26 protein-coding genes are annotated in these 20,859 nt (G+C 36.1%); 22 read left to right on the top strand and 4 right to left on the bottom strand.

All coding sequences use genetic code 11. The features are described from left to right. Positions 1 to 17 precede the first annotated feature (17 nt). The 14 genes from AC1M36_RS19375 to AC1M36_RS19310 all read left to right on the top strand — a co-directional run bounded on the left by AC1M36_RS19375 (position 18) and on the right by AC1M36_RS19310 (position 10,899). Positions 18 to 1,211 (top strand): D-alanyl-D-alanine carboxypeptidase family protein, encoded by a 1,194-nt coding sequence (locus AC1M36_RS19375; RefSeq protein WP_336452199.1) that lies wholly within the window; start codon positions 18 to 20, stop codon positions 1,209 to 1,211. 173 nt (positions 1,212 to 1,384) lie between these two features. Next, positions 1,385 to 1,735: an anti-sigma F factor antagonist gene (spoIIAA, locus tag AC1M36_RS19370; RefSeq protein ID WP_241818028.1), complete on the top strand. Its 351-nt coding sequence runs from the start codon at positions 1,385 to 1,387 to the stop codon at positions 1,733 to 1,735. Next, positions 1,736 to 2,176 carry an anti-sigma F factor gene (gene spoIIAB / locus AC1M36_RS19365; RefSeq protein WP_098336151.1) on the top strand — a complete coding sequence of 147 codons (441 nt, stop codon included), beginning with the start codon at positions 1,736 to 1,738 and terminating at the stop codon, positions 2,174 to 2,176. Positions 2,177 to 2,188: 12 nt separating this feature from the next. Further along, positions 2,189 to 2,947: an RNA polymerase sporulation sigma factor SigF gene (gene sigF, locus AC1M36_RS19360; RefSeq protein WP_336452198.1), complete on the top strand. Its 759-nt coding sequence runs from the start codon at positions 2,189 to 2,191 to the stop codon at positions 2,945 to 2,947. A gap of 205 nt (positions 2,948 to 3,152) precedes the next feature. After that, positions 3,153 to 4,679 carry a sodium-dependent transporter gene (locus AC1M36_RS19355; protein ID WP_336452197.1) on the top strand — a complete coding sequence of 509 codons (1,527 nt, stop codon included), beginning with the start codon at positions 3,153 to 3,155 and terminating at the stop codon, positions 4,677 to 4,679. Further along, complete coding sequence (locus AC1M36_RS19350; protein WP_082188779.1) at positions 4,679 to 4,780, top strand: methionine/alanine import family NSS transporter small subunit; 102 nt, start codon at positions 4,679 to 4,681, stop codon at positions 4,778 to 4,780. Before AC1M36_RS19355 ends, AC1M36_RS19350 begins: the two co-directional genes overlap by 1 nt. Before the next feature lie 304 nt (positions 4,781 to 5,084). Continuing rightward, a complete protein-coding gene (locus tag AC1M36_RS19345) occupies positions 5,085 to 5,705 on the top strand; it encodes a stage V sporulation protein AA (protein ID WP_336452196.1) in 621 nt (206 codons plus the stop codon). Next, a complete protein-coding gene (locus tag AC1M36_RS19340; RefSeq protein WP_336452222.1) occupies positions 5,698 to 6,114 on the top strand; it encodes a stage V sporulation protein AB in 417 nt (138 codons plus the stop codon). The genes AC1M36_RS19345 and AC1M36_RS19340 overlap by 8 nt, the downstream gene beginning before the upstream one ends. Positions 6,115 to 6,124: 10 nt before the next feature. Next, positions 6,125 to 6,583 carry a stage V sporulation protein AC gene (gene spoVAC, locus AC1M36_RS19335; RefSeq protein WP_336452195.1) on the top strand — a complete coding sequence of 153 codons (459 nt, stop codon included), beginning with the start codon at positions 6,125 to 6,127 and terminating at the stop codon, positions 6,581 to 6,583. A 12-nt stretch (positions 6,584 to 6,595) separates the two neighbouring features. Next, complete coding sequence (gene spoVAD, locus AC1M36_RS19330) at positions 6,596 to 7,612, top strand: stage V sporulation protein AD (RefSeq protein WP_336452194.1); 1,017 nt, start codon at positions 6,596 to 6,598, stop codon at positions 7,610 to 7,612. A gap of 3 nt (positions 7,613 to 7,615) precedes the next feature. Next, on the top strand, positions 7,616 to 7,966 hold the full coding sequence (gene spoVAE / locus AC1M36_RS19325; RefSeq protein ID WP_336452193.1) for a stage V sporulation protein AE: 351 nt from the start codon (positions 7,616 to 7,618) through the stop codon (positions 7,964 to 7,966). Positions 7,967 to 7,971: 5 nt separating this feature from the next. Then, positions 7,972 to 8,550, top strand: a complete 579-nt coding sequence (gene spoVAEA / locus AC1M36_RS19320) for a stage V sporulation protein SpoVABEA (RefSeq protein WP_336452192.1) — start codon at positions 7,972 to 7,974, stop codon at positions 8,548 to 8,550. Further along, positions 8,528 to 10,000, top strand: a complete 1,473-nt coding sequence (locus AC1M36_RS19315; RefSeq protein ID WP_336452191.1) for a spore germination protein — start codon at positions 8,528 to 8,530, stop codon at positions 9,998 to 10,000. Before spoVAEA ends, AC1M36_RS19315 begins: the two co-directional genes overlap by 23 nt. 95 nt (positions 10,001 to 10,095) lie before the next feature. Then, positions 10,096 to 10,899, top strand: coding sequence for a Cof-type HAD-IIB family hydrolase (locus AC1M36_RS19310; protein WP_336452190.1), 804 nt, complete (start codon positions 10,096 to 10,098; stop codon positions 10,897 to 10,899). Positions 10,900 to 11,091: 192 nt separating this feature from the next. Here AC1M36_RS19310 and AC1M36_RS19305 read toward each other — a convergent pair whose 3' ends face one another. Continuing rightward, on the bottom strand, positions 11,092 to 11,958 hold the full coding sequence (locus AC1M36_RS19305) for a DUF1002 domain-containing protein (protein WP_336452189.1): 867 nt from the start codon (positions 11,956 to 11,958) through the stop codon (positions 11,092 to 11,094). A 187-nt stretch (positions 11,959 to 12,145) separates the two neighbouring features. On the opposite strand from AC1M36_RS19305, the gene AC1M36_RS19300 reads away from it, so the two are divergent. Beyond that, positions 12,146 to 12,583 (top strand): peptidylprolyl isomerase, encoded by a 438-nt coding sequence (locus AC1M36_RS19300; RefSeq protein WP_336452188.1) that lies wholly within the window; start codon positions 12,146 to 12,148, stop codon positions 12,581 to 12,583. Between the two features lie 522 nt (positions 12,584 to 13,105). Beyond that, positions 13,106 to 13,471 carry a GNAT family N-acetyltransferase gene (locus AC1M36_RS19295; protein WP_336452187.1) on the top strand — a complete coding sequence of 122 codons (366 nt, stop codon included), beginning with the start codon at positions 13,106 to 13,108 and terminating at the stop codon, positions 13,469 to 13,471. Positions 13,472 to 13,491: 20 nt separating this feature from the next. On the opposite strand, the gene AC1M36_RS19290 is transcribed toward AC1M36_RS19295, so the two are convergent. Both AC1M36_RS19290 and AC1M36_RS19285 read right to left on the bottom strand, forming a co-directional pair. Then, positions 13,492 to 14,010 (bottom strand): DUF309 domain-containing protein, encoded by a 519-nt coding sequence (locus tag AC1M36_RS19290; RefSeq protein WP_336452186.1) that lies wholly within the window; start codon positions 14,008 to 14,010, stop codon positions 13,492 to 13,494. Positions 14,011 to 14,214: 204 nt separating this feature from the next. Next, entirely contained in the window at positions 14,215 to 14,310 is a 96-nt protein-coding gene (locus AC1M36_RS19285) for a YjcZ family sporulation protein (protein WP_000510192.1), read from the bottom strand. Between the two features lie 168 nt (positions 14,311 to 14,478). Here AC1M36_RS19285 and AC1M36_RS19280 point away from each other — a divergent pair, with 168 nt between their 5' ends. From AC1M36_RS19280 to phnF, 6 genes are all read left to right on the top strand, one after another. Then, on the top strand, positions 14,479 to 15,216 hold the full coding sequence (locus AC1M36_RS19280; RefSeq protein WP_479846108.1) for a segregation/condensation protein A: 738 nt from the start codon (positions 14,479 to 14,481) through the stop codon (positions 15,214 to 15,216). A gap of 210 nt (positions 15,217 to 15,426) precedes the next feature. Beyond that, positions 15,427 to 16,002: an SMC-Scp complex subunit ScpB gene (gene scpB / locus AC1M36_RS19275; protein WP_336452184.1), complete on the top strand. Its 576-nt coding sequence runs from the start codon at positions 15,427 to 15,429 to the stop codon at positions 16,000 to 16,002. Positions 16,003 to 16,077: 75 nt separating this feature from the next. Continuing rightward, complete coding sequence (locus AC1M36_RS19270; RefSeq protein ID WP_336452183.1) at positions 16,078 to 16,980, top strand: ComEC/Rec2 family competence protein; 903 nt, start codon at positions 16,078 to 16,080, stop codon at positions 16,978 to 16,980. A 261-nt stretch (positions 16,981 to 17,241) separates the two neighbouring features. Next, positions 17,242 to 18,384, top strand: coding sequence for an N-acetylglucosamine-6-phosphate deacetylase (gene nagA, locus AC1M36_RS19265; protein ID WP_479846114.1), 1,143 nt, complete (start codon positions 17,242 to 17,244; stop codon positions 18,382 to 18,384). Between the two features lie 4 nt (positions 18,385 to 18,388). Then, entirely contained in the window at positions 18,389 to 19,177 is a 789-nt protein-coding gene (gene nagB, locus AC1M36_RS19260) for a glucosamine-6-phosphate deaminase (protein ID WP_336452182.1), read from the top strand. After that, positions 19,107 to 19,838, top strand: a complete 732-nt coding sequence (gene phnF / locus AC1M36_RS19255; protein ID WP_336452181.1) for a phosphonate metabolism transcriptional regulator PhnF — start codon at positions 19,107 to 19,109, stop codon at positions 19,836 to 19,838. The genes nagB and phnF overlap by 71 nt, the downstream gene beginning before the upstream one ends. Positions 19,839 to 19,912: 74 nt before the next feature. On the opposite strand, the gene AC1M36_RS19250 is transcribed toward phnF, so the two are convergent. Next, the gene (locus AC1M36_RS19250) at positions 19,913 to 20,731 is read right to left on the bottom strand and encodes an HAD family hydrolase (RefSeq protein ID WP_479846107.1); all 819 of its coding nucleotides are present in this window, start codon (positions 20,729 to 20,731) and stop codon (positions 19,913 to 19,915) included. Between the last annotated feature and the right edge of the window lie 128 nt (positions 20,732 to 20,859).

Genomic DNA, 20,859 nt, shown 5'->3' with positions numbered 1-20,859 from the left:
AGAATGGAGGGTTAGTCATGAGGCGAGTTTTTGGAATACTTGTTTGTTTCATGTTGTTATTTTCTGGTGTTTCAGTTGGCTTTGCAGAATCTGAGAAAACACAGTCTAAGAAAACAGAAGTAGAAACAGGGCCGAAGTTAGCGGAGCAAGCATCATCAGCAATTGTGATTGAGCAAGATACAGGTAAAGTTTTATTTGAGAAAAATCCAAATGAAAAACTACCACCTGCTAGTATGACGAAGATTATGACGATGCTACTGATTATGGAACAAGTTGAAAAGGGAAAACTAAAACTAGAAGATAAAGTCAGAGCAAGTGAACATGCAGCATCAATGGGTGGTTCGCAAATCTTTCTTGAGCCAGGTGAAGAAATGACAGTGAATGAAATGCTAAAAGGAATTGCGATTGCATCGGGAAATGATGCATCTGTTGCGGTTGCTGAGCATATCGCTGGTTCAGAAGAAGGCTTTGTAAACATGATGAATAAAAAAGCAAAGGATTTAGGACTGAAAAATACACATTTCCAAAATCCAACGGGGCTTCCGGCGAAAGATCATTATTCAACAGCATATGATATGTCAATTATGGCGAAAGAATTGATGAAGTATCCACTCATTCGAAAATATACAGGAAAGTATGAAGATTATTTACGTGAAAATACAGAGAAAAAATTTTGGCTTGTAAATACGAATAAATTAGTACGTTTTTATCCAGGTGTAGATGGAGTGAAGACAGGTTTTACGACAGAGGCAAAATATTGTTTAACTGCATCAGCTGAAAAAAATGGCATGCGTGTTATTTCTGTTGTCATGGGAGCGCCAACATCAAAAGAACGTAACAACCAGGTAACAAAGCTCCTTGATTATGCATTTGGACAATACACAACGAAAAAATTGTATAAGCGCGGTGAGAAAATTCAAACTGTAAAAGTAGGAAAAGGTAAGAAAGAAAATGTAGATTTAGTGGCATCAGATAATGTATCTCTTCTTATGAAAAAAGGCGAGAATATGGACAAGGTAAAACAGGAAGTTATCGCTGAAAAGAAAGTAAAAGCACCAATTAAAAAAGGTGATGCACTCGGTACACTTGTTATAAAAAAAGATAAAGATGTTTTATTAAAGCAAACGATTGTAGCGAAAGAAGATGTTGCTGCAGCAAGCTGGTGGGAACTGTTTAAAAGAAGTTTGGGAGCGTTCTCAACATCGGAATAACGACAAAGATATTGCTCCTTTTCTATCCGCAGGCATGAAAAAGGTAGAATAATTGCTGAAAGGTTCACATTATGGCGAAATAGTACTTCTTTTGTCAGTAGGAAGGATTCTTATTTTATGTTCACGAAAATCTTATGTAAATGAATCAAGTTTAAGCATAAGGAGGAAATCGTGTGAGTCTTTCCATGCATTTAGAAATAAAGCGTGATGTCTTATGTGTTCGGTTAGCGGGTGAATTAGATCATCATACTGCTGAAGAGTTGCGAGCAAAGGTAACGGATATGATTGAGACGCATCGCGCTCATCATATTGTACTAAGTTTAGAGAAGTTAACATTTATGGACAGTTCTGGTCTTGGTGTTATATTAGGCAGATATAAGCATGTTAAAGGTTTAGGAGGGGAGATGGTCGTTTGTGCAATCTCACCTCCTGTAAAACGTTTATTTGAAATGTCAGGTCTGTTTAAAATCATTCGCTTAGAAGAAAGTGAAGCGCATGCGCTCGCGACATTGGGGGTGGCATAAATGAGAAATGAAATGAACCTTCAATTTTCAGCATTAAGTCAAAATGAATCGTTCGCTCGCGTTACAGTTGCTGCTTTTATCGCACAATTAGATCCAACAATGGAGGAATTGACAGAGATAAAAACGGTTGTGTCTGAAGCAGTCACAAATGCAATTATTCACGGATATGAAGGGAATGCAGAAGGTCTTGTTTACATTTCAGTGATTTTGGAAGAAGCAATGGTGAAACTCACGATTCGAGATGAAGGGGTTGGCATTTTTAACTTAGACGAGGCAAGGCAACCTCTTTTTACAACTAAACCTGAATTAGAGCGTTCCGGAATGGGATTTACTATCATGGAAAATTTTATGGATGAAGTAGAAGTAATTTCAAATGAATCTTTCGGGACAACAATCCATTTGACAAAATACTTATCAAATAGTAACGCTCTATGCAATTAAGGAGAATTGCCTATGGACATAGAGGTCAGAAATGAGAAAAAGAAACCTCAGTTAAAGGACCACGAGTTAAAAGCGTTAATTCAAAAAAGTCAAGATGGAGATCAAGGGGCGAGGGATACGATAGTCCAAAGCAATATGCGTCTTGTATGGTCAGTTGTACAAAGATTCCTCAATCGAGGATATGAACCAGATGATTTATTTCAAATTGGCTGTATTGGACTCTTGAAATCAGTAGACAAATTTGATTTGTCTTTCGAGGTGAAATTTTCAACCTATGCAGTTCCAATGATTATTGGAGAAATACAGCGGTTCTTGCGGGATGATGGATCCGTAAAAGTAAGTCGTTCTTTAAAGGAAACTGGAAATAAAATTCGAAAAATGAAGGATGAGCTTTCTAAAGAATACGGCAGGGCTCCAACGATTAATGAGGTTGCTGAAGCGCTTGAACTAACGGCAGAGGAAGTTGTTCTTGCGCAAGAAGCGAGCCGTGCTCCATCATCTATACATGAAACCGTGTATGAAAATGATGGAGATCCTATTACAATTTTGGATCAAATTGCAGATCAAACAGAAACGAAATGGTTTGATAAGATTGCTTTAAAAGAAGCAATTCGAGAATTGGATGAGAGAGAACGTTTAATTGTGTACTTGCGGTATTATAAAGATCAAACGCAATCGGAAGTTGCGGAACGAATTGGTATCTCTCAAGTTCAAGTTTCGAGACTTGAAAAGAAAATTTTAAAACAGATGAAAGATCGAATAGATGAATGACCATCTATTCGATTTTTTATTTCAACGAGAAGGGAGTAATATTTCAAATGAACTTTTGAAAAAAGCTACATCTTATGTTATTGATGTTATCTTTTCCAAAATCCAAAAATTTCACTCATCCAGAAAAATTTACAGAATTTATTGATAATTTAGTAAATTTTAAATATAATCCAATTATAAACTTGTCATAAAGGGGGAAGGAAACATGGAAACAAGGCAGCAATGGGGAACGAGGGCTGGATTTATTTTTGCAGCAATCGGTTCTGCTGTTGGATTAGGGAACATATGGCGTTTTCCGTATACTGCGTATGAAAACGGAGGGGGCGCATTCTTTTTACCGTACTTATTTGCATTATTAACGACTGGTATTTCATTATTAGCTTTTGAATTTGCTCTTGGGCACCGTCACCGCGGTTCAGCACCACTTACATTCTTTCGTATAAATCCACGTGCTGAATTTATTGGTTGGTGGCAAATGGCTGTTACATTTATCGTTTCCACGTATTATGCTGTTATTATTGCATGGTCGATTTCTTATACGTATTTTTCGATTACTGGAGCGTGGGGGAAAGATACAGAAGCTTTTCTATTTAAAGAGTATTTACAAGTTGTTGATAAGCCAGGACAATTTGGAGGCCTTGTACCAGAAGTGTTAATTCCACTTGCGCTTGTTTGGATTATTGTACTTGGTGTGGCATTTAAAGGGGTTAAGAAAGGAATTGAAGTTGTAAACCGTATTTTTATTCCTTTACTTGTTGTGATGTTTCTAATTATTGTTGTTCGCGCTGTTACGATGGAAGGGGCAATGCAAGGGCTTGATGCCTTTTTTAAACCGGATTGGAGTCGTATTTTAGATGGAAAAGTATGGCTTGCTGCATACGGACAAATTTTCTTTAGTTTATCGTTAGCATTCGGAATTATGATTACTTACTCTAGTTATTTACCAAAGAACTCTGATACAACAAATAACGCTTTTATTACTGGTTTTGCGAACTCAGGCTTTGAATTATTAGCTGGAATCGGTGTGTTTGCAGCACTCGGTTTTATGGCAAATAACATGGGAGTACCAGTTGATAAAGTAGCGAGCGCTGGCGTTGGACTCGCGTTTGTCGTATTCCCGCAAATTATTAACGAATTACCGATGTCACCATTATTTGGAGTATTATTCTTTCTGTCCTTAACGGTAGCTGGAATTACATCACTTATCTCATTAGCAGAAGTATGTTTTGCAGCTGTATCTGAAAAATTTAGTCTAAGTCGTCAAAAGACCATTGGAATTATGGGTACTCTTCTTGTGCTAGTTTCACTTGTATTTGCGACACGTGGCGGGCTTATGTTCCTAGATGTTGTAGATTACTTTGCAAATAACTTTGGACTTATTGTAATTGCATTGGTAGAGGTAGTTACGGTTGGACTTATCCTTCGCCGTTTACCAGTATATCAAAATCATGCGAATTTCACATCGGATATTAAGCTAGGGATGTTCTGGAGAGTTAGTTTACTTGTTATTACACCACTGATGTTAGGGTACATGCTGATTGATGGTACAATCCAAAACATTCAAAAGAATTACGGAGATTATCCAACACAATTTGTCGTAACGTATGGTTGGGCTTTGGCAGCAGCATTTCTTATCATTGCATTAATTATTAGCGTGAAAAAATGGAATTCGCAAATACATTCAGATTCTGCCCAGCTTGAAAAAGAATGGAAAGATCGAGGTGTTTCATAATGAGTGGATCAGCAATTATGATGATGATCATTGGAATTGTAGTCATTTGGGGAGGATTAGCTTTAAGTATTATGAATTTATTTAGAAAAAAGAAGGCATAAAAAAACATCTGCGCCAAAAAGGTGCGGATGTTTTTTCTTTAAGGGTGTGGGGAAACAGGAGTCAGCAGGCTCCTGTTTTTATCGTTATTTGTGGCAATGTCGATATATTTGAAATTGGAACGATAAAATTTCATTCACCATTTTCTTCCATAAGACCCTATTACTAAAATTCCTGTTTTCTTTATTCACTGTGATCGTTGATAAAAATTCACCGTACAAAGTTTATTTTATAAAAATGTTGTATTAGAAAATTTTCCAAAAACCATACTACAACTACGAGGAAAAGTGAAGAGGTGAGCTTTAAGTGGAACAAACAATCTATCTCAAAATGCGAAATCGTCTGCAAGTATCGCCTTCATATGAGGTGAAGATTGAAGATGTTGCACAAGTAGTTGGAGAGTCTGATGTAGTAGAAAAAATAAAAAAACAGCTCGTCTATAAAATCACAAAACGTGATAAAACACATGTTGTAATTGATGCGATGAAAATTATTCAAGTCATTGGGCAAACTACGCAGCATACACAAATTAATTTATTTGGTCCTGGACAAACACTTGTTGAAATCGTCTATGAAAAAAAGAAAGTAAACCCCGTTTTCTTTGGATTGGTTTGGATATTACTTTTTGTCGGGGCGGCTCTGGCAATTATTTATTTTCATGAGGACGTAAGTATGCAACAAGTACATGGACGTCTATATTACATGATTACAGGAGAAATTAACTATAAACCACTCTTATTTCAAATTCCTTATTCTTTAGGACTTGGATTAGGGATGGTCCTATTTTTTAATCATGTGTTTCAAAAACGAATTAATGAAGAGCCGAGTCCGTTAGAAGTGGAAATGTTCCAGTATCAACAATCACTCGATCAATATGTCATGATTAATGAAAATAAAGAGAGTGCAAAACAAATTGCAGATGATTGAATATGGTTTGGTGATCGTAATGGGGCTTGCTGGTGGTATCGCAGTTGGAGGGGGATATGTTGCATTTTTAGCTGTGCTCGGTGTTATTCCACGATTAGCTCAGTTAACAAGGAGTGGCCATCGTATTCAAATTTTTGAATGGGCTGTAATTGGTGGTTCTTTGGTCGGGGCATGGTGCAGTTTAAGAGATATAACCTTTCAAGTATCTCAGTATTGGCTTATTATACTTGGCTTATTTTGTGGAACATTCATTGGTATGCTTGCTGCAGCTTTGACAGAAGTATTAAATGTTTTACCTATATTAGCTAAACGGGTAGGAGTAGATGGGAAAATTGTTATTTTACTTGTTGCACTTGTACTTGGAAAGGTAATGGGTTCTTTATTTCATTGGATTTATTTTGCACGGTAGGAGGCATCAGATGACACAAGATAAATTAAAAGATGATTACATAAATAAAGTAAAAGATTATCATCCAAAGCCAAATTATGTGATGAATTGTGTAAAAGCATTCGTCGTGGGGGGACTGATTTGTACGGTAGGTGAATGCTTGATGAAATTTTTTATGCATTATTTTCATTTCAGTGAGCAAGATGCAGGAAACCCTACAATAGCAACGCTTGTATTATTATCAGCCATGTTAACTGGACTTGGTGTGTATGATAAAATCGGTCAATTTGGAGGAGCTGGTTCAGCAGTTCCTGTTACTGGATTTGCAAATTCAATGGCAAGTGCAGCAATAGAGCATCGTAGTGAGGGAATTGTACTTGGAGTTGCTACAAATATGTTTAAGCTTGCTGGAAGTGTAATTGTATTTGGAGTTGTTGGAGCATATATTGTTGGACTCATTCGATATACGTTTAAACTTTGGATGTCTTAAAGGAGACTAGATATGAGATTGACAGGGAAGCAAACATGGGTATTTCAAAATCATATATTTGTGAATGCAACAGGTACTGCTGTCGGTCCAAAAGAAGCGGAAGGTCCTCTTGGAAAGTGTTTTGATATTTCATACGATGACTTACACTGCGAGGAAGAAAATTGGGAGCTCGCTGAAAGAAGGTTGATGAATGATTCAATTCAGCAAGTTATGCGAAAGGGGGATATAAGACCTTCGCAAATTGATTTTTTTTTAGCAGGTGACTTATTAAACCAAACCGTTACAGCGAATTATGTGGCACGAGAGCTTGGAATTCCTTTTTTAGGTATGTTCAGTGCTTGTGCAACATCAATGGAGACACTAGCAATCGGATCGGCTTTTATTGATGGCGGCTTTGCTAACCGTGTGATAGCTACGGTTAGTAGTCATAATGCAACTGCAGAACGGCAATTTCGTTATCCGACAGAATATGGAGGGCAAAGGCCTGGTACAGCTACATCAACTGTTACAGGGGCGGGAGCAGCTTTAATTAGTAAAGAACCGAGCAATATTAAAATAACAGCTGCCACCATTGGTAAGGTACAAGATTTAGGAATTACAAATCCTTTTGATATGGGATCGGCAATGGCACCTGCAGCTGCTCATACGATTCAACAGCATTTTGAAGATTTAGGGAGAAGTGCAGCTGATTATGATCTTATTGTTACAGGCGATTTATCAGGTGTTGGAGCGCCAATTACGAAGCAGCTTTTACTTGAGGAAGGATATGATTTAGGGCATGTATATAATGATTGCGGACTAATGATTTATCACAAGGATCAAGAAGAAGTTTTTGCAGGTGGAAGTGGTTGTGCTTGTTCGGCAGTTGTAACATACGGTCATTTACTAGAAGAAATGAAAAAGGGAAACTTACAGCGTATTTTTGTAGTTGCAACAGGAGCATTGTTAAGCCCGATTATGATACAACAAAAAGAAACGATTCCGACAATCGCACATGGCATTGTATTTGAAAGGGTAAAAGGAGTGTGAAGTGTGGATTTTGTATACGCGTTTATTGTTGGAGGAGCTATTTGTGTAATAGGACAACTTTTATTAGATTTTGCTAAATTAACTCCTGCACATTTGATGGCAACTTTTGTAGTGATTGGAGCGATTTTAGATAGTTTTGGACTATATGATAAACTCATAAAATTTGCAGGTGCAGGTGCAACTGTTCCTATAACGAGCTTTGGACATTCCCTTTTACATGGGGCATTAGAGGCGGCTGAAAAACATGGCTATTTAGGAATAGGAATTGGGATGTTTAGTTTAACTTCCTCGGGTATTTCAGCAGCGATATTATTTGCGTTCTTTGTGGCACTTATATGTAAACCGAAAGGATAAAACAAATGAGACGAAGGGTTATTTTGGTGACAGACGGAGATGAATATGCAAAGCGAACAATTGAGCTGTTAACAAAGGAATTTGGCGGAAGGTGTATTTCAGCCTCCCAAAGCAATCCGACCAAGTTGACAGGAAAGAAGATTGTGGAGCTGATTATGCAAACGCCATATGACCCTGTATTTGTCATGTTTGATGATAGTGGATTTATCGGAGAAGGTTCAGGTGAAAAGGCATTAAAATATGTGGCGATGCATAAAAACATTGATGTTCTTGGTATTTTAGCTGTTGCGTCTAATACACATCATTGGGAGTGGGCACGTGTAGATGTCAGTGTAGATCGAGAAGGCAGATTAACAGAATACGGCGTTGACAAATTTGGATTGCCCGATGGTGAAATTGGCAGGATTAATGGGGATACGATTTACTGTTTAGATGAATTAAATGTCCCTGTCATCGTTGGGATTGGTGATATTGGAAAAATGTGTGGAAATGATGAGTGGGAACGAGGATCACCTATTACAAAAAAAGCAATTCAATTAATTTTAGAAAGAAGTGGATTTTATGACGAAACAGAAGAACGTTAATATCCCGATTTCTTCTTTTTTAAGTGACAATGAAAATTATTTAAAACAAACAGTCGGACTCGGTGTTACATTTGATGTTGGAATTCGTAAATTTCAAATTCTTGATAAAGAAATCGGTGTATTATTTGTAAATGGATTGTGTGATACAAACTATATCATTCCAATTTTGGAAGAAGCAGTGGATACAAATGAGATAAGGAATGCTGAGGGGAATACAGTAGAGATTTTAGAAAATCGACTTATTCATCAACAAGTAAGTAAAGTGAAAACGATGGATGATGTAATGGTACAAGTTTTATCTGGTCTCGTGATTATTTTTGTAGAAGGTGAGACGGAAGCTTTTGTAATTGATGTTCGTAGTTATCCAGGGCGAACACCGACAGAGCCAGATACAGAAAAAGTAGTACGTGGAGCGAGAGATGGCTTTGTAGAAAATATAGTTGTAAATACTGCCTTAATAAGAAGACGTATTCGTGATCCGCGCTTGCGAAATGAAATTATCCGGGTAGGGGATAGATCGCAAACAGATATTTGCATTACGTATGTTCAAGATGTTGCCAATCCAGATTTAGTAAAGATTATTAAGCAAGAACTAGAGAATATCGAAGTAGATGGAATTACGATGGCAGATAAAACGATTGAAGAATTTTTAGTTAAACAAGGCTATAATCCTTTTCCACTTATTCGTTATACAGAAAGACCGGATGTAGCAGCAAATCATTTATTAGAAGGGCACGTATTAGTTATTGTTGATACATCTCCAAGTGTGATGATTACACCAACAACTTATTTTCATCATGTACAGCATGCGGAAGAGTTTAGACAAAATCCCGCAGTTGGTACATTTTTACGATGGGTACGATTTGTTGGTATCTTATTTTCCCTATTTTTGATGCCTTTTTGGCTCGTGTTTGTTTTAGATCCAACGTTATTACCGGAAAAACTAGCTTTTATTGGACCGAATAAAATGACGCATTTACCTATTGTATTACAAATTATTATGGCAGATATTGGGCTTGAATTTTTAAGAATGGCATCGATTCATACGCCAACCCCTCTATCATCAGCTACCGGTTTAATTTCAGCGATTTTAATTGGACAAATTGCAATTGATGTTGGCTTATTTGTTCCAGAAGTTATTTTATATACAGCTGTTGCGATGATTGGAATATATGCGACACCGAGTTATGAATTAGGACTCGGAAATAAACTAGGAAGATTATTCGTAATTCTTTTAACCGGTTTATTTCATGAAATAGGATTTATTGTTGGAATGACAATGTTAATCTTATTTTTAACATCTATTAAAAGTTTACAAACACCGTATTTATGGCCGTTTCTACCGTTTGATTGGGGCGCATTAACGAAAATTTTGTTACGTCCAACTATGTCTAGCTTAAAAGTACGTCCAAGCATTGTACATCCGCAAAATATACGTAGACAAAAATAAGCAGGATTATTTTCCTGCTTATTTTTTATTATAAATTTATCGTTTTTTAACAAAAACACAACATTTTTTTCGTACAATTAGAGTAGAAATTGTGTATGAAAGGGGAAGAGAGCATGATTAAATTATTTGTAAGTGATTTAGACGATACACTTGTTTATAATGTAAGTCATATTCATAAGGAAGATGAAAAAGCACTTTGTTGGTTAGCAGAAAAAGGGACAAATATTTGCTTTGCTTCTGGCCGTTTTACACATAGAATTCACGATGCAGTTAAATGGTTCACATTTCCATATTATACAACTGGTTTAAATGGAGCTACGATGCTATTACCAAACGGGCAAACATTTCATGAATCGAAATTTAATGATGGAGTTGCCCAGGAAATATATCGATATATACATGAAAAAAAGCTAGCTGATATTGTGTGTGCAAAAGAGCAGCGATATACGAAAAAGAAAAACGAACATCATTATGTTTTTGAAGAATATATGGGTGTGCATATTGCTGAAATAGAAACATTAGAAGAAGAATTTGGTAAAAGTGTACATCCTGCAAAGTTGTTTGTGTATGGAGAAGCAGAAAAAATTGTGAAATTGGATCAAGAACTAAGAGAAACTTTTCATGAACAAGCTGAAATTTTTATTTCTGGAAAAGGCTATGTGGATATTATGCCAATGGGAGTTAGTAAAGGAAGTGCTTTAAAACGTTTAATGGCGCATTTGAAAATTGAAGCGCACGAAGTAGCATGTATCGGTGATTCTTTTAATGATATCTCCATGTTTGCAGTAACGCCAAATTCTTTCACTCTTCATCATGCACATCCCTATGTAAAAGAAAAAGCACGTCACGTTGTTCGTTCTGTAGAGGAAGCTGTTATGAAGTTACCCTTGCTTATATAAATCTCAAGTATATAAGTCGTGACTATGAAAATAAAAGAAGCATCTGCTCATTTTTTCTCTTTGTTTTGCACATGGCATGGTGTTAAAAAAGCTCTGATCGCTACAATGCAAGGGCGGATGATCTCTCCCACCTAGAAAAGAGGGTTTGATTCGGATGTATAAAGAAAAAGCCCGTCAATGACGAGCTTTTTCTTACTTAAATAAGGATTTAATAAAATCAATAATACTAGAGAAGAAATCTTTTACTTTATCTAGGAACCCTTGTCCTTCTTCAGATCCTAAGAAGGCTGAAACATGTTCTTTCGCTTTATTTAATTGGGTACCAACTTGGTTCCAGTCAATATTTAAGTTTTTCATTTTATCAAATAATGAAACTAAACTATCTAATTGCTCATCTGTTAGTGTAATACCAAGTTGCTCAGCAATCTTTTTAATTAGCGCACGTAAATCTTCTGTTGTTTTTGGTTGTTCCTTAGCAATTTCTTCTTTTACTTTTGCAACAAGTTGAACAGCTTTTTCTTCACCAATTTTGTCACCAAGCTTGGCTGTTTGTACCATTTCTTCATTGGCTACTTTTTTTACTTCTTCAGGAATTTCTTTTTTCGATGTTGTTTCGTAAGCTTTCATTAGTCCTGTTAAAGCAGCTGTTCCTGATACTTTAAAGGGTGCTGTGATTTGAATCTCTGCATCTTTGACACCTGCTGTAATGAGTGCGTTTGTATACATTGCATCTGTTACCCAATTAATGTTTTTCGCTCGCACAATAAGACCTGATCCTGGTTTTGTATACGTAATCATAGAAGAGGAAATAGCTCTCGTACCAATTTGTGCTTTTGGTACAATACCCTCTAAAAATTTATGTTCTTCCGCATTAGAAACAGTAATAATTTGCGCATCTTTTGGCGCTTTCATTTCTTTTAAAAGATCTTGTTTTTGTTGTTCAGATAAATTTTCTCCTAATGTAACGATTGATTCTCCCTCAATCACATCTGCAAATGAAGCTGTTGGAATCATAAATACTGTAACAGCTAGTAGCAGAGCTAATAGTTTCGTTCTCACGAAAAATCGCTCCCTTTCTCTTTCTGGAATTTTCGGGCAACACAGTTATTATAGTATATTTTTCTGATTTGTCATCCGTCTTCTTCTTGATTTCAAAAAAGAAGTATGCAGATTGTCGGATTCTTTTTGTTTCTGGACGCGAATATGGTAATATAGTGCTGAGATAGTTGAAAGGAGACATATACGTATGAAAACTTTAGGATACATATTAATGGAGAATGGTGAAAAAATCGAATTAGAATTTTTCCCAGAAGAAGCACCAAAAACAGTTGAAAACTTTAAAAAATTAGCAGACCAAGGATTTTATAATGGTGTTACATTCCACCGCGTTATTCCTGGTTTCGTAAGTCAAGGCGGAGATCCAACAGGAACAGGAGCGGGTGGCCCTGGTTACTCTATTCCATGTGAAACTGATGGGAATCCTCATAGACATGTAGTTGGAGCACTTTCTATGGCACACGCTGGCCGTAATACAGGTGGTAGCCAATTCTTTATTGTCCATGAGCCACAACCACATTTAGATGGTGTACATACTGTGTTTGGTAAAGCGACAAGCGGTATTGAAACAGTATTAAACATGCGTCAAGGCGATGTAATGAAAGAAGTTAAAGTTTGGGAAGAGTAAGTGAAAGAGAGAGCAATCTAGCTCTCTTTTTTTGTACTTATTCTTACTATCATCAGTTTAAGATAATTCTTTTGCAATCAATATGAAAAGGGAAGAGTAGTTTTTTATGTTATAAGGAGGAATTGATGATAGTTGTACAGTAAATGATAATGTAGAGAATAAAGTTATTATGCGAAGAACTAGTTTTTGTAAACATACATAGGATATAGTAAAATTTTTTATAGGCGTTATGATTGAATTGTATTCAATTTTTCTCCCTTGTTTGATTTGGCCTGGGGCAGAAAAAGGGTTTGAACGCTTCTATGCATGAACGGATACTCTCCTCCCGCCTAAAAGGGAAAGGTTTTATGCTCATTTTAAAATTTATATGTAGTTGACTTTCCTAAACTCTCTTTGTATGATTATCAAGTTGTTTTGGCAGCCCTTCTCACTATAGTGAAAATATTGTAGAATGGATATGATGTAGAAATAGTGGTAGAGGGGATACATGGTTTGTAACTTTTGTAAGAAGGGATAAGATTTATGTTAATTCGTTTTAAAAAAAGTTATGAGAAGATTGCAATGGGACTTCTTTCTTTTATGCCGACTGAAAAAGATGTAAAAACTTTACAATTAACAATGAAAGAATATGATAAAAACGATAGTTGGCAACTGTATTTGTGGAAACAAAATGATGATTTTGTTGGGATAGTTGGAATTATCAATCAAGAAAATGTATTAGAGATTCAACATCTTAGTGTGAATCCATCTCATCGTCACATGGGGATTGGTACGAAGATGGTACAAGAATTAAAAAATAAGTTTCAAGGTGTTACGGTTTGTGGTAATGAACAAACTACTAGTTTTTGCGAAAAGTGTAAGGAAGTAGAACAAAATATACATTCATAAAAGCAGAGATAAGAACAATGTCATCTCTGCTTTCTCTTTTTTAGTTGCTCGTTTCGTTCGGCAATTACATCATTTCTGTTACGTAATTTATGTTTATGGACAATGTACTCAGTAGGTAGTGAATGAGCATCTTTCCAGGGAAGCATTTTTTCTGTACACAATTGCAAGCATGTATTTTCCAAAGAAGAGTCTGAAAAAGGTAAAAATATAGGTGTAAAAGGTTCTTTCTTTTGAATAGACTGTAATTGTTTTTGCAAAATAGTTAAAAGTTTTGGGTGATCAAGACCTAATTCATGCACTTGTTTACTTTCTTCTTTTAAAATAGCAATGGCGCTTTTCATCATTCGTATTGAACCATTCCAATTTGAGCGTCTGTGATGGTATAAAGAAACTGCTATTTGAATAAAACCAACCCAGTAGTTGTCACGCTCTCCTCTTGGTTTTAATTTCCAATATTCCTCTAATACTTCGTGACATTCGAAGTAATCGTAATCTCCGTGAAAATGAATTAAAAACTGTATGTATGCAGTAGGATACATTCTTTTCGCTCCTGTCTAAACGGTCTTATGTACAGTGTACCATGAAGCGTAACGATAATGTGAGTAGGGGAGAATTCTAAAGCTTTTCTTTTTTAGAGATGAGAGATAAAGTGAAACTTTAATCAGTATGGGGGTTATTTCCTGTAAATAGCAGGATAAATAATAAACGGCTAGAGATTCCCTAGCCGTTTATTATGTTCTGCATTAGCAGAAGCAAGCCGCGCCTACAATGATTAATAAGATAAATAGCACAACAAGTAAAGCGAAACCGCCATTAAAACCACAATCAACATGGCCCATAGTTTTTTACCTCCTACATTGAACTTACTACACTTTTATCATATGAAGAGGTGGGCATTGTTGCATGGGCAGATGTCTATTTTTAAGTAAATTTCTTAAAAAGGTTGGATAGAACATAAGTATGCTCTATACTTATGTTGTTATAGAAAAAATGTGGTGGGATGCTTTGTGCAATATAATTTTAAAGTAGAAGCTTTTGAAGGACCTTTAGATCTACTGTTACATTTAATTCATCGTTATGAAATCGATATATATAATATCCCTGTAGCGGAAATTACAGAGCAGTATTTATCTTATATTCATACGATGAAAGAATTGCAACTGGATGTTGCAAGTGAGTATTTGGTGATGGCTGCAACGCTATTACAAATTAAAAGTAAAATGCTGTTACCGAAACAAGAAGAAGATGTACCTGATAGTGGTGAAGATTTTATGGATGATCCTCGTCAAGAGTTGATGGAGCGGTTAATTGAATATAAAAAATATAAACAAGTTGCTGCTGAATTAAAAGAGAGAGAACAAGAAAGAGCACAACTTTATACACGTCCACCAATCGATTTTACATCGTTTCAACAAGAAGAGGAGACAAGTTTACCTCTCGATGTCACACTGTATGATATGTTAGCAGCATTTCAAAAACTTATGCGTCGAAAAAAGTCAAAACGTCCAGTAACAACGCGAATTACTCGTCAAGAAATACCAATTGAACAGCGTATGAGTGATATTTTACAGCAATTAGATACAGCGGAAGGACGCCAAAGCTTTTATGATTTATTTGTTGATGAAGAGCGTGAAGTAATGGTTGTGACGTTTTTAGCCATACTCGAACTTATGAAAAACCAGCAGATTGTTATTGAGCAGGAACACAATTTTGATGAAATCTTTTTGACTCGCTCTAAATCTTAGGAAATCCTATTTCAAGATTGTAATGAAAATTAGCAGTAAGTATTTGATTAGTCAAGACGAATGATCAGTGGAAGTAAATTCGCTGATCATAGTTTTACATGATTTTGTTTGGAACAATAGAAGGAGTGTTGGACCGAGCGCAATATACTGTGATTCGGTTTTTGTCGTGGATATTTTTGCGCGGAAAGATATGAGAAAGGAGATTGTATGTTGGATAGAAAAGAACAGATGGCAATAATTGAGGGGCTTTTATTTGTTGCGGGTGATGAAGGGATTTATCCAGAACAAATTGCAAAAGTACTTGAAATTGAAGTGGAAGATGTAATTCAGCTTGTCGAAGAAATGCAAAAGGAATGCCAAGGGATGCAGCGAGGATTGCAAATTGTACAATTTGCAAAAGTGTATCGCCTTGCTACAAAAAAAGAACATGCATCTTATTATCAAAAATTAATGGATACGCCAACAGCAGCATCTCTTTCCCAGGCTGCTCTTGAAACATTGGCGATTGTTGCCTATCGTCAGCCAATTACAAGAACTGAAATGGAAGAGATTCGAGGTGTGAAAACGGACAGGGCATTGCAAACATTGGTATCACACTTACTTATAAAAGAAACGGGCAGAGCAGAAGGTCCAGGGCGCCCTATTTTATATGGTACGACGAAAGAGTTCTTAGATACATTTGGACTTCAAACATTAGAAGATTTACCAACCCTTTCTGAAGAAAATGAACAAATGAATGAAGCAGACTTATTCTTTGGTTCTTTGCAAGAACTGTCAAAATCGTAGCTTAGCACATTGCTAAGCTTTTTTTGTATATGAAATACGTCTCGTGCCATACTAAATGAAAAAAGGAGACGAACTATGAAAGGTGTACGGATTATTCTATTGCTAGTTTCTGTTTTATTATGTTTTTCATTAAACAGCACATCTGCCAAAAGATATATGACGTCTGTTCATACTGCGTCCTCTTTTTCCGTACAACGACCGCATTTAGGGAGAATGAAAGTGAGTTTTTTTAAGGTAGGACAAGGTGATGCCACACTTATTATTTTACCTAATGGTCAAACAGTGTTAATTGATGGAGGTCCTTATGAGGCTGGAGAGGTAATCATTCAAAAATTGGTTGAAAAGGGAATTAACCATTTAGATGTTGTTGTAGGAACTCATCCAGATATGGATCATATAGGCGGACTTATACCGATTATAGAACAAATGCCAGTTTCACTTGTATTAGATAGCGGCAAAACCTATAGTTCTTTTACATATCATACGTATAGGAACGATATTAAAAAGAGAGGGATTCCGTTTGTTCGTGTAAAACAAGGACAGTATATCCCATTAGATCCTCATGTTTCCATGCAAGTATTAAATAATGGGAAGTCGAAGGATGAAAATAATGAATCATCAATTGTTTTAAAAGTTCGATATGGTAAAGCTGATTTTTTGTTAATGGGAGATGCGGATGTACAAACTGAAAAGAAAATAATAAGGTTGTATGATGTACATGCAGATGTTTTAAAGGTAGGTCATCATGGTTCGTATACGTCAACTAGTGAAGAACTTTTAGAAAAGGCAAATCCTCAATTTGCTATTCTTTCTTATGATAAAAAAAATCCATATGGGCATCCACATCAAAGTGTAGTAAAAAGGTTAAAGAGACATGGTGTGATGACATATACAACAGATAAACGAACGGTAGAAATTGAAACAGATGGAGAGCATATTGTAATGAGGTCTAATTTGCTACTTCCGTTATTAAAGTAAACTAGTATTGTTTATTGATAATCAAAATCTAGATAAAATAAGGAATCGATACCAAATTTCATAAAAAGTCTACTGTCTCCTTTTGGAAAAAATGCATAATATATATTATAATTAGGGAAGAAAAGAGAATTTCCTTTTTTGATCATAAAAGAGGAAATTTATTTTTAATGTATAGACAACTACTCGTGTATATATTAAGATGGAATTAGGCAAATAGGTAATCATAACAAGTAGGTATTTCATGGGAAAGGATCGATGAAAATGAAAACGCAAGTTGTCATCAATGCCAAAATTTATACAGGTCACGAAGTAATGGAAAGTGGATTTATTCGTTACGCAGAAAAAATTGAAGAAATTGGTTTGATGGCTCAATATGTATCACAAGAAAATGAAACTGTGTTTGATGCAGAAGGAAAAATTGTGATTCCAGGTATGATCGATGTTCATATTCATGGTGGATACGATATTGATGCGATGGATGCAAATAGCGATGGATTAGTAACTCTTGGTAAAGAAATGTTAAAAGAAGGAGTTACAACTTACTTCCCAACAACAATGACACAAGCTCCAGAAGCGATTGAAGCGGCTTTAAGTGCTGCAAAAGAAGCAAAAGAAAAAGGAGCACATTTTGAATATATTCATTTAGAAGGACCATATGTTTCAAAAAAACGTGCAGGAGCACAGCCACTTGAGCATATCGTCCCTGCGGATATTGAACAATTTAAACAATGGCAAGAAGCAAGCGGTAATTTAATTAAATTAGTAACGTATGCACCAGAAGAAGAGGGTGCGGTAGAGTTTGAACAGTATCTTGCTGAAACTGGTGTTGTTGGTACAATGGGGCATACAGATGCAATTGATGCACAATTAAAAAATAGAAACATTACACATGCTACACATTTATACAATCAAATGCGTGGTTTACATCACCGTGAACCAGGTGTTGTCGGTCATGTGTTATTAAACCCAAATGTAATGGTTGAAGTGATTACAGATGGTATTCACATTCATCCAGACATGGTGAAATTAGCATATAAATTAAAAGGTCCTAAAAAAATAAGTGTCATTACAGATGCGATGCGTGCAAAAGGTTTAGAAGACGGATTATATGAACTTGGTGGACAACCTGTACACGTAAAAGATGGCAGTGCTCGTTTAGAAGACGGAACATTAGCTGGTAGTATTTTGAAAATGGACCAAGCATTCCGAAATGTAATTGAATTCACAGGCTGTTCTATTGAAGAGGCTGTTCTGATGACATCAGTTAACCAAGCAGAAGAGTTTGGATTAACAAATAAAGGTATACTAGCATCAGGGAAAGATGCAGATTTTGTTGTCATGACTGAAGATTTACATGTATATGACACAGTTCGATTAGGAATTCATATGAAGGAAGGGAAGTGAGTAGATGAATATTCTTGTTGTAAAAACGCCAGAAGAATTAGCAGAAGCAGGTTATAAATTAATTGAAGAAGTTGTAAAATCAAAAGAAAATTCAACATTAGGAATGGCTACAGGAAGCTCTCCACTTGGTATTTATGCAGAAATGAGAAAAAATAAACTTGATACAAGCCGTGTAACCACTGTAAACTTAGATGAGTACGTAAATTTACCACACGAAGATAAAAACAGCTACCATTATTTTATGCAAGAACAGTTGTTTGATCATCTTCCATTTAAAGAAACTTATGTACCAAATGGGATGGCAAGTGATTTAGAAGAAGAGTGCAAGCGTTATGAAGGCATTCTAGCAGCTAACCCAGTTGACCTACAGATTCTTGGAATCGGTGAAAACGGTCACATCGGATTTAACGAGCCAGGAACAGCTTTTGATTCTCCAACTAACATTGTAGAATTAACAGAGTCTACACGCCAAGCAAACCTTCGTTTCTTCGAAAAAGAAGAAGATGTACCAACTCATGCAATTACAATGGGGATTGGTAGTATTATGAAAGCGAAGCAAATTCTACTTGTTGCTATGGGACCGAAAAAAGCAGAAGCAATCAAAGAACTACTGCAAGGTGAGTATAGCGAAGCGTGTCCTGCTACAGTACTGCAACGTCATCCGAATGTAACCGTAATTGCTGATCCAGAAGCTCTATCTTTATGCAGTGAGGCGATTGCTGATGAACATCGACAAGTATTCACCATTTCCGATCTATTATCAGATTCAAGAGTGGGTGAAACAGCTAATTGAGGACGGTGAATGGACGCCGGGAGATAAAATTCCATCTGAGAATGAACTTTGTGATAAGTTCGAAGTAAGTCGCATGACAATCAGACAGGCAATTAATAATTTAGTGGAACAAGGGTATTTATACCGAAAACGTGGAATTGGAACATTTGTTCAACTTCCAAAAGTGGAGCAGAAACTGCAAGGGATGACGGGATTTACAGAAGATATGCTTTCCCGTGGTATGAAACCAAGCAGTCAGTTATTAAGCTTCCGTCTCGTTCCAGCTACTGCTAAAATAGCAGAACGGCTTAAAATTCAAGAGGGAGAATCGGTATATGAAGTGAGACGTATTCGTCTAGCTGATGACGAGCCGATTGCTTTTGAGACAACATATTTGTCACCAACTCTTGTAAAAGATATTAACGAAGAAATTCTGCAACAATCTTTATACGAACATTTAGAGAAAAAGTTAGGCTTTAAACTTGTTCGTGCTACCCAAGCAATTGAAGCTTCAATTGCAACAGATGATGAAGCAGAACATCTGCATATACCTAAAAAAGCACCTGTGCTTGTAATGCGACAATGGTCATATTCAGAAGGCGAATTACCGTTAGAATATGTAAAATGTATTTATCGTGGTGATCGTTATAAGTTTATTACGAGTATTTCACGAAACAAGTAATATACCTCATTTTTTGAAACATAGTAAACTTTCGATCAATTAGGTATGTAAAGAAATAAAAATACGACTCATCCTTATATGGAGTGAGTCGTATTTTTATTTTGCTTTGAATTGAAGGCTAGAACGTGTTCGACAGCATCTTTTACAGAGTCTACGACATAATGAGAATGCTCTTTTACTGCGTCATCTGCTTGCGCCATGGCAAAGCTATGAGGTGTTAGTGCGAACATTGGAATATCGTTATAAGAGTCACCAATACAAGCAATTTCTTCAGGATTTATTTGGAATTCCTGTAATAAAACTGAGATAGCTGAGCCTTTACTAATATTGGGTGGCATAACATCTAGGCACTGTTCAGCAGAAATAAAAGTGCTGACCTTCCCATGGAATCTTTCATCAATTTTCTTCTGAAGAGCTTGTAAGTCCTCTTTCATGCCACCAACAGAAATTTTATTTGGGAAGATTGTATCATCAATTTTTTCTAATAAATTTGGTTCTTCAACAGAAGTCATTGTGACTTGTTTTTCAAGTTCATGGATAAAAGGTGTTTTTTCTTCGATGTAATAATTATGTTCATCACTTACATAACGAAAATACGGTTCCTCTTTTGTCATAGCTAACAAATCGGGTAAAATATTTGAATCAAATGTCGCTGACAATAGTTGTTTATTGTCATGTGTATATACAAAGACACCGTTCACACTGATGCGGTGAAAATGAGCACCAACCTCTTTCATTAAACCAGCAATTTCATTATCTAGCCTACCAGAGGCGAAACAAAGAATTACATTTTGTTCTGCGAGACTACGAAGTGCGGCAATATCTTCCTGATCAATGATGCCTCCATGTTGCATCATTGTACCATCAATATCGCTTACAAACATTTTAATCATGTTGCTCTCTCCTTTCTATGTACATATGCTCTTACATTATACGTATATCGTACAATCATGTCTAAAAAATGAATTTTTCTAAAATGGTAGATGTTTTGCATTGACGAAAAAGAAGGATGTTCTGTAAC

It is taken from the genome of Bacillus sp. Medicinal_06, from assembly GCF_056711665.1.
This window is presented reverse-complemented; position numbering and strand designations above follow the sequence as displayed.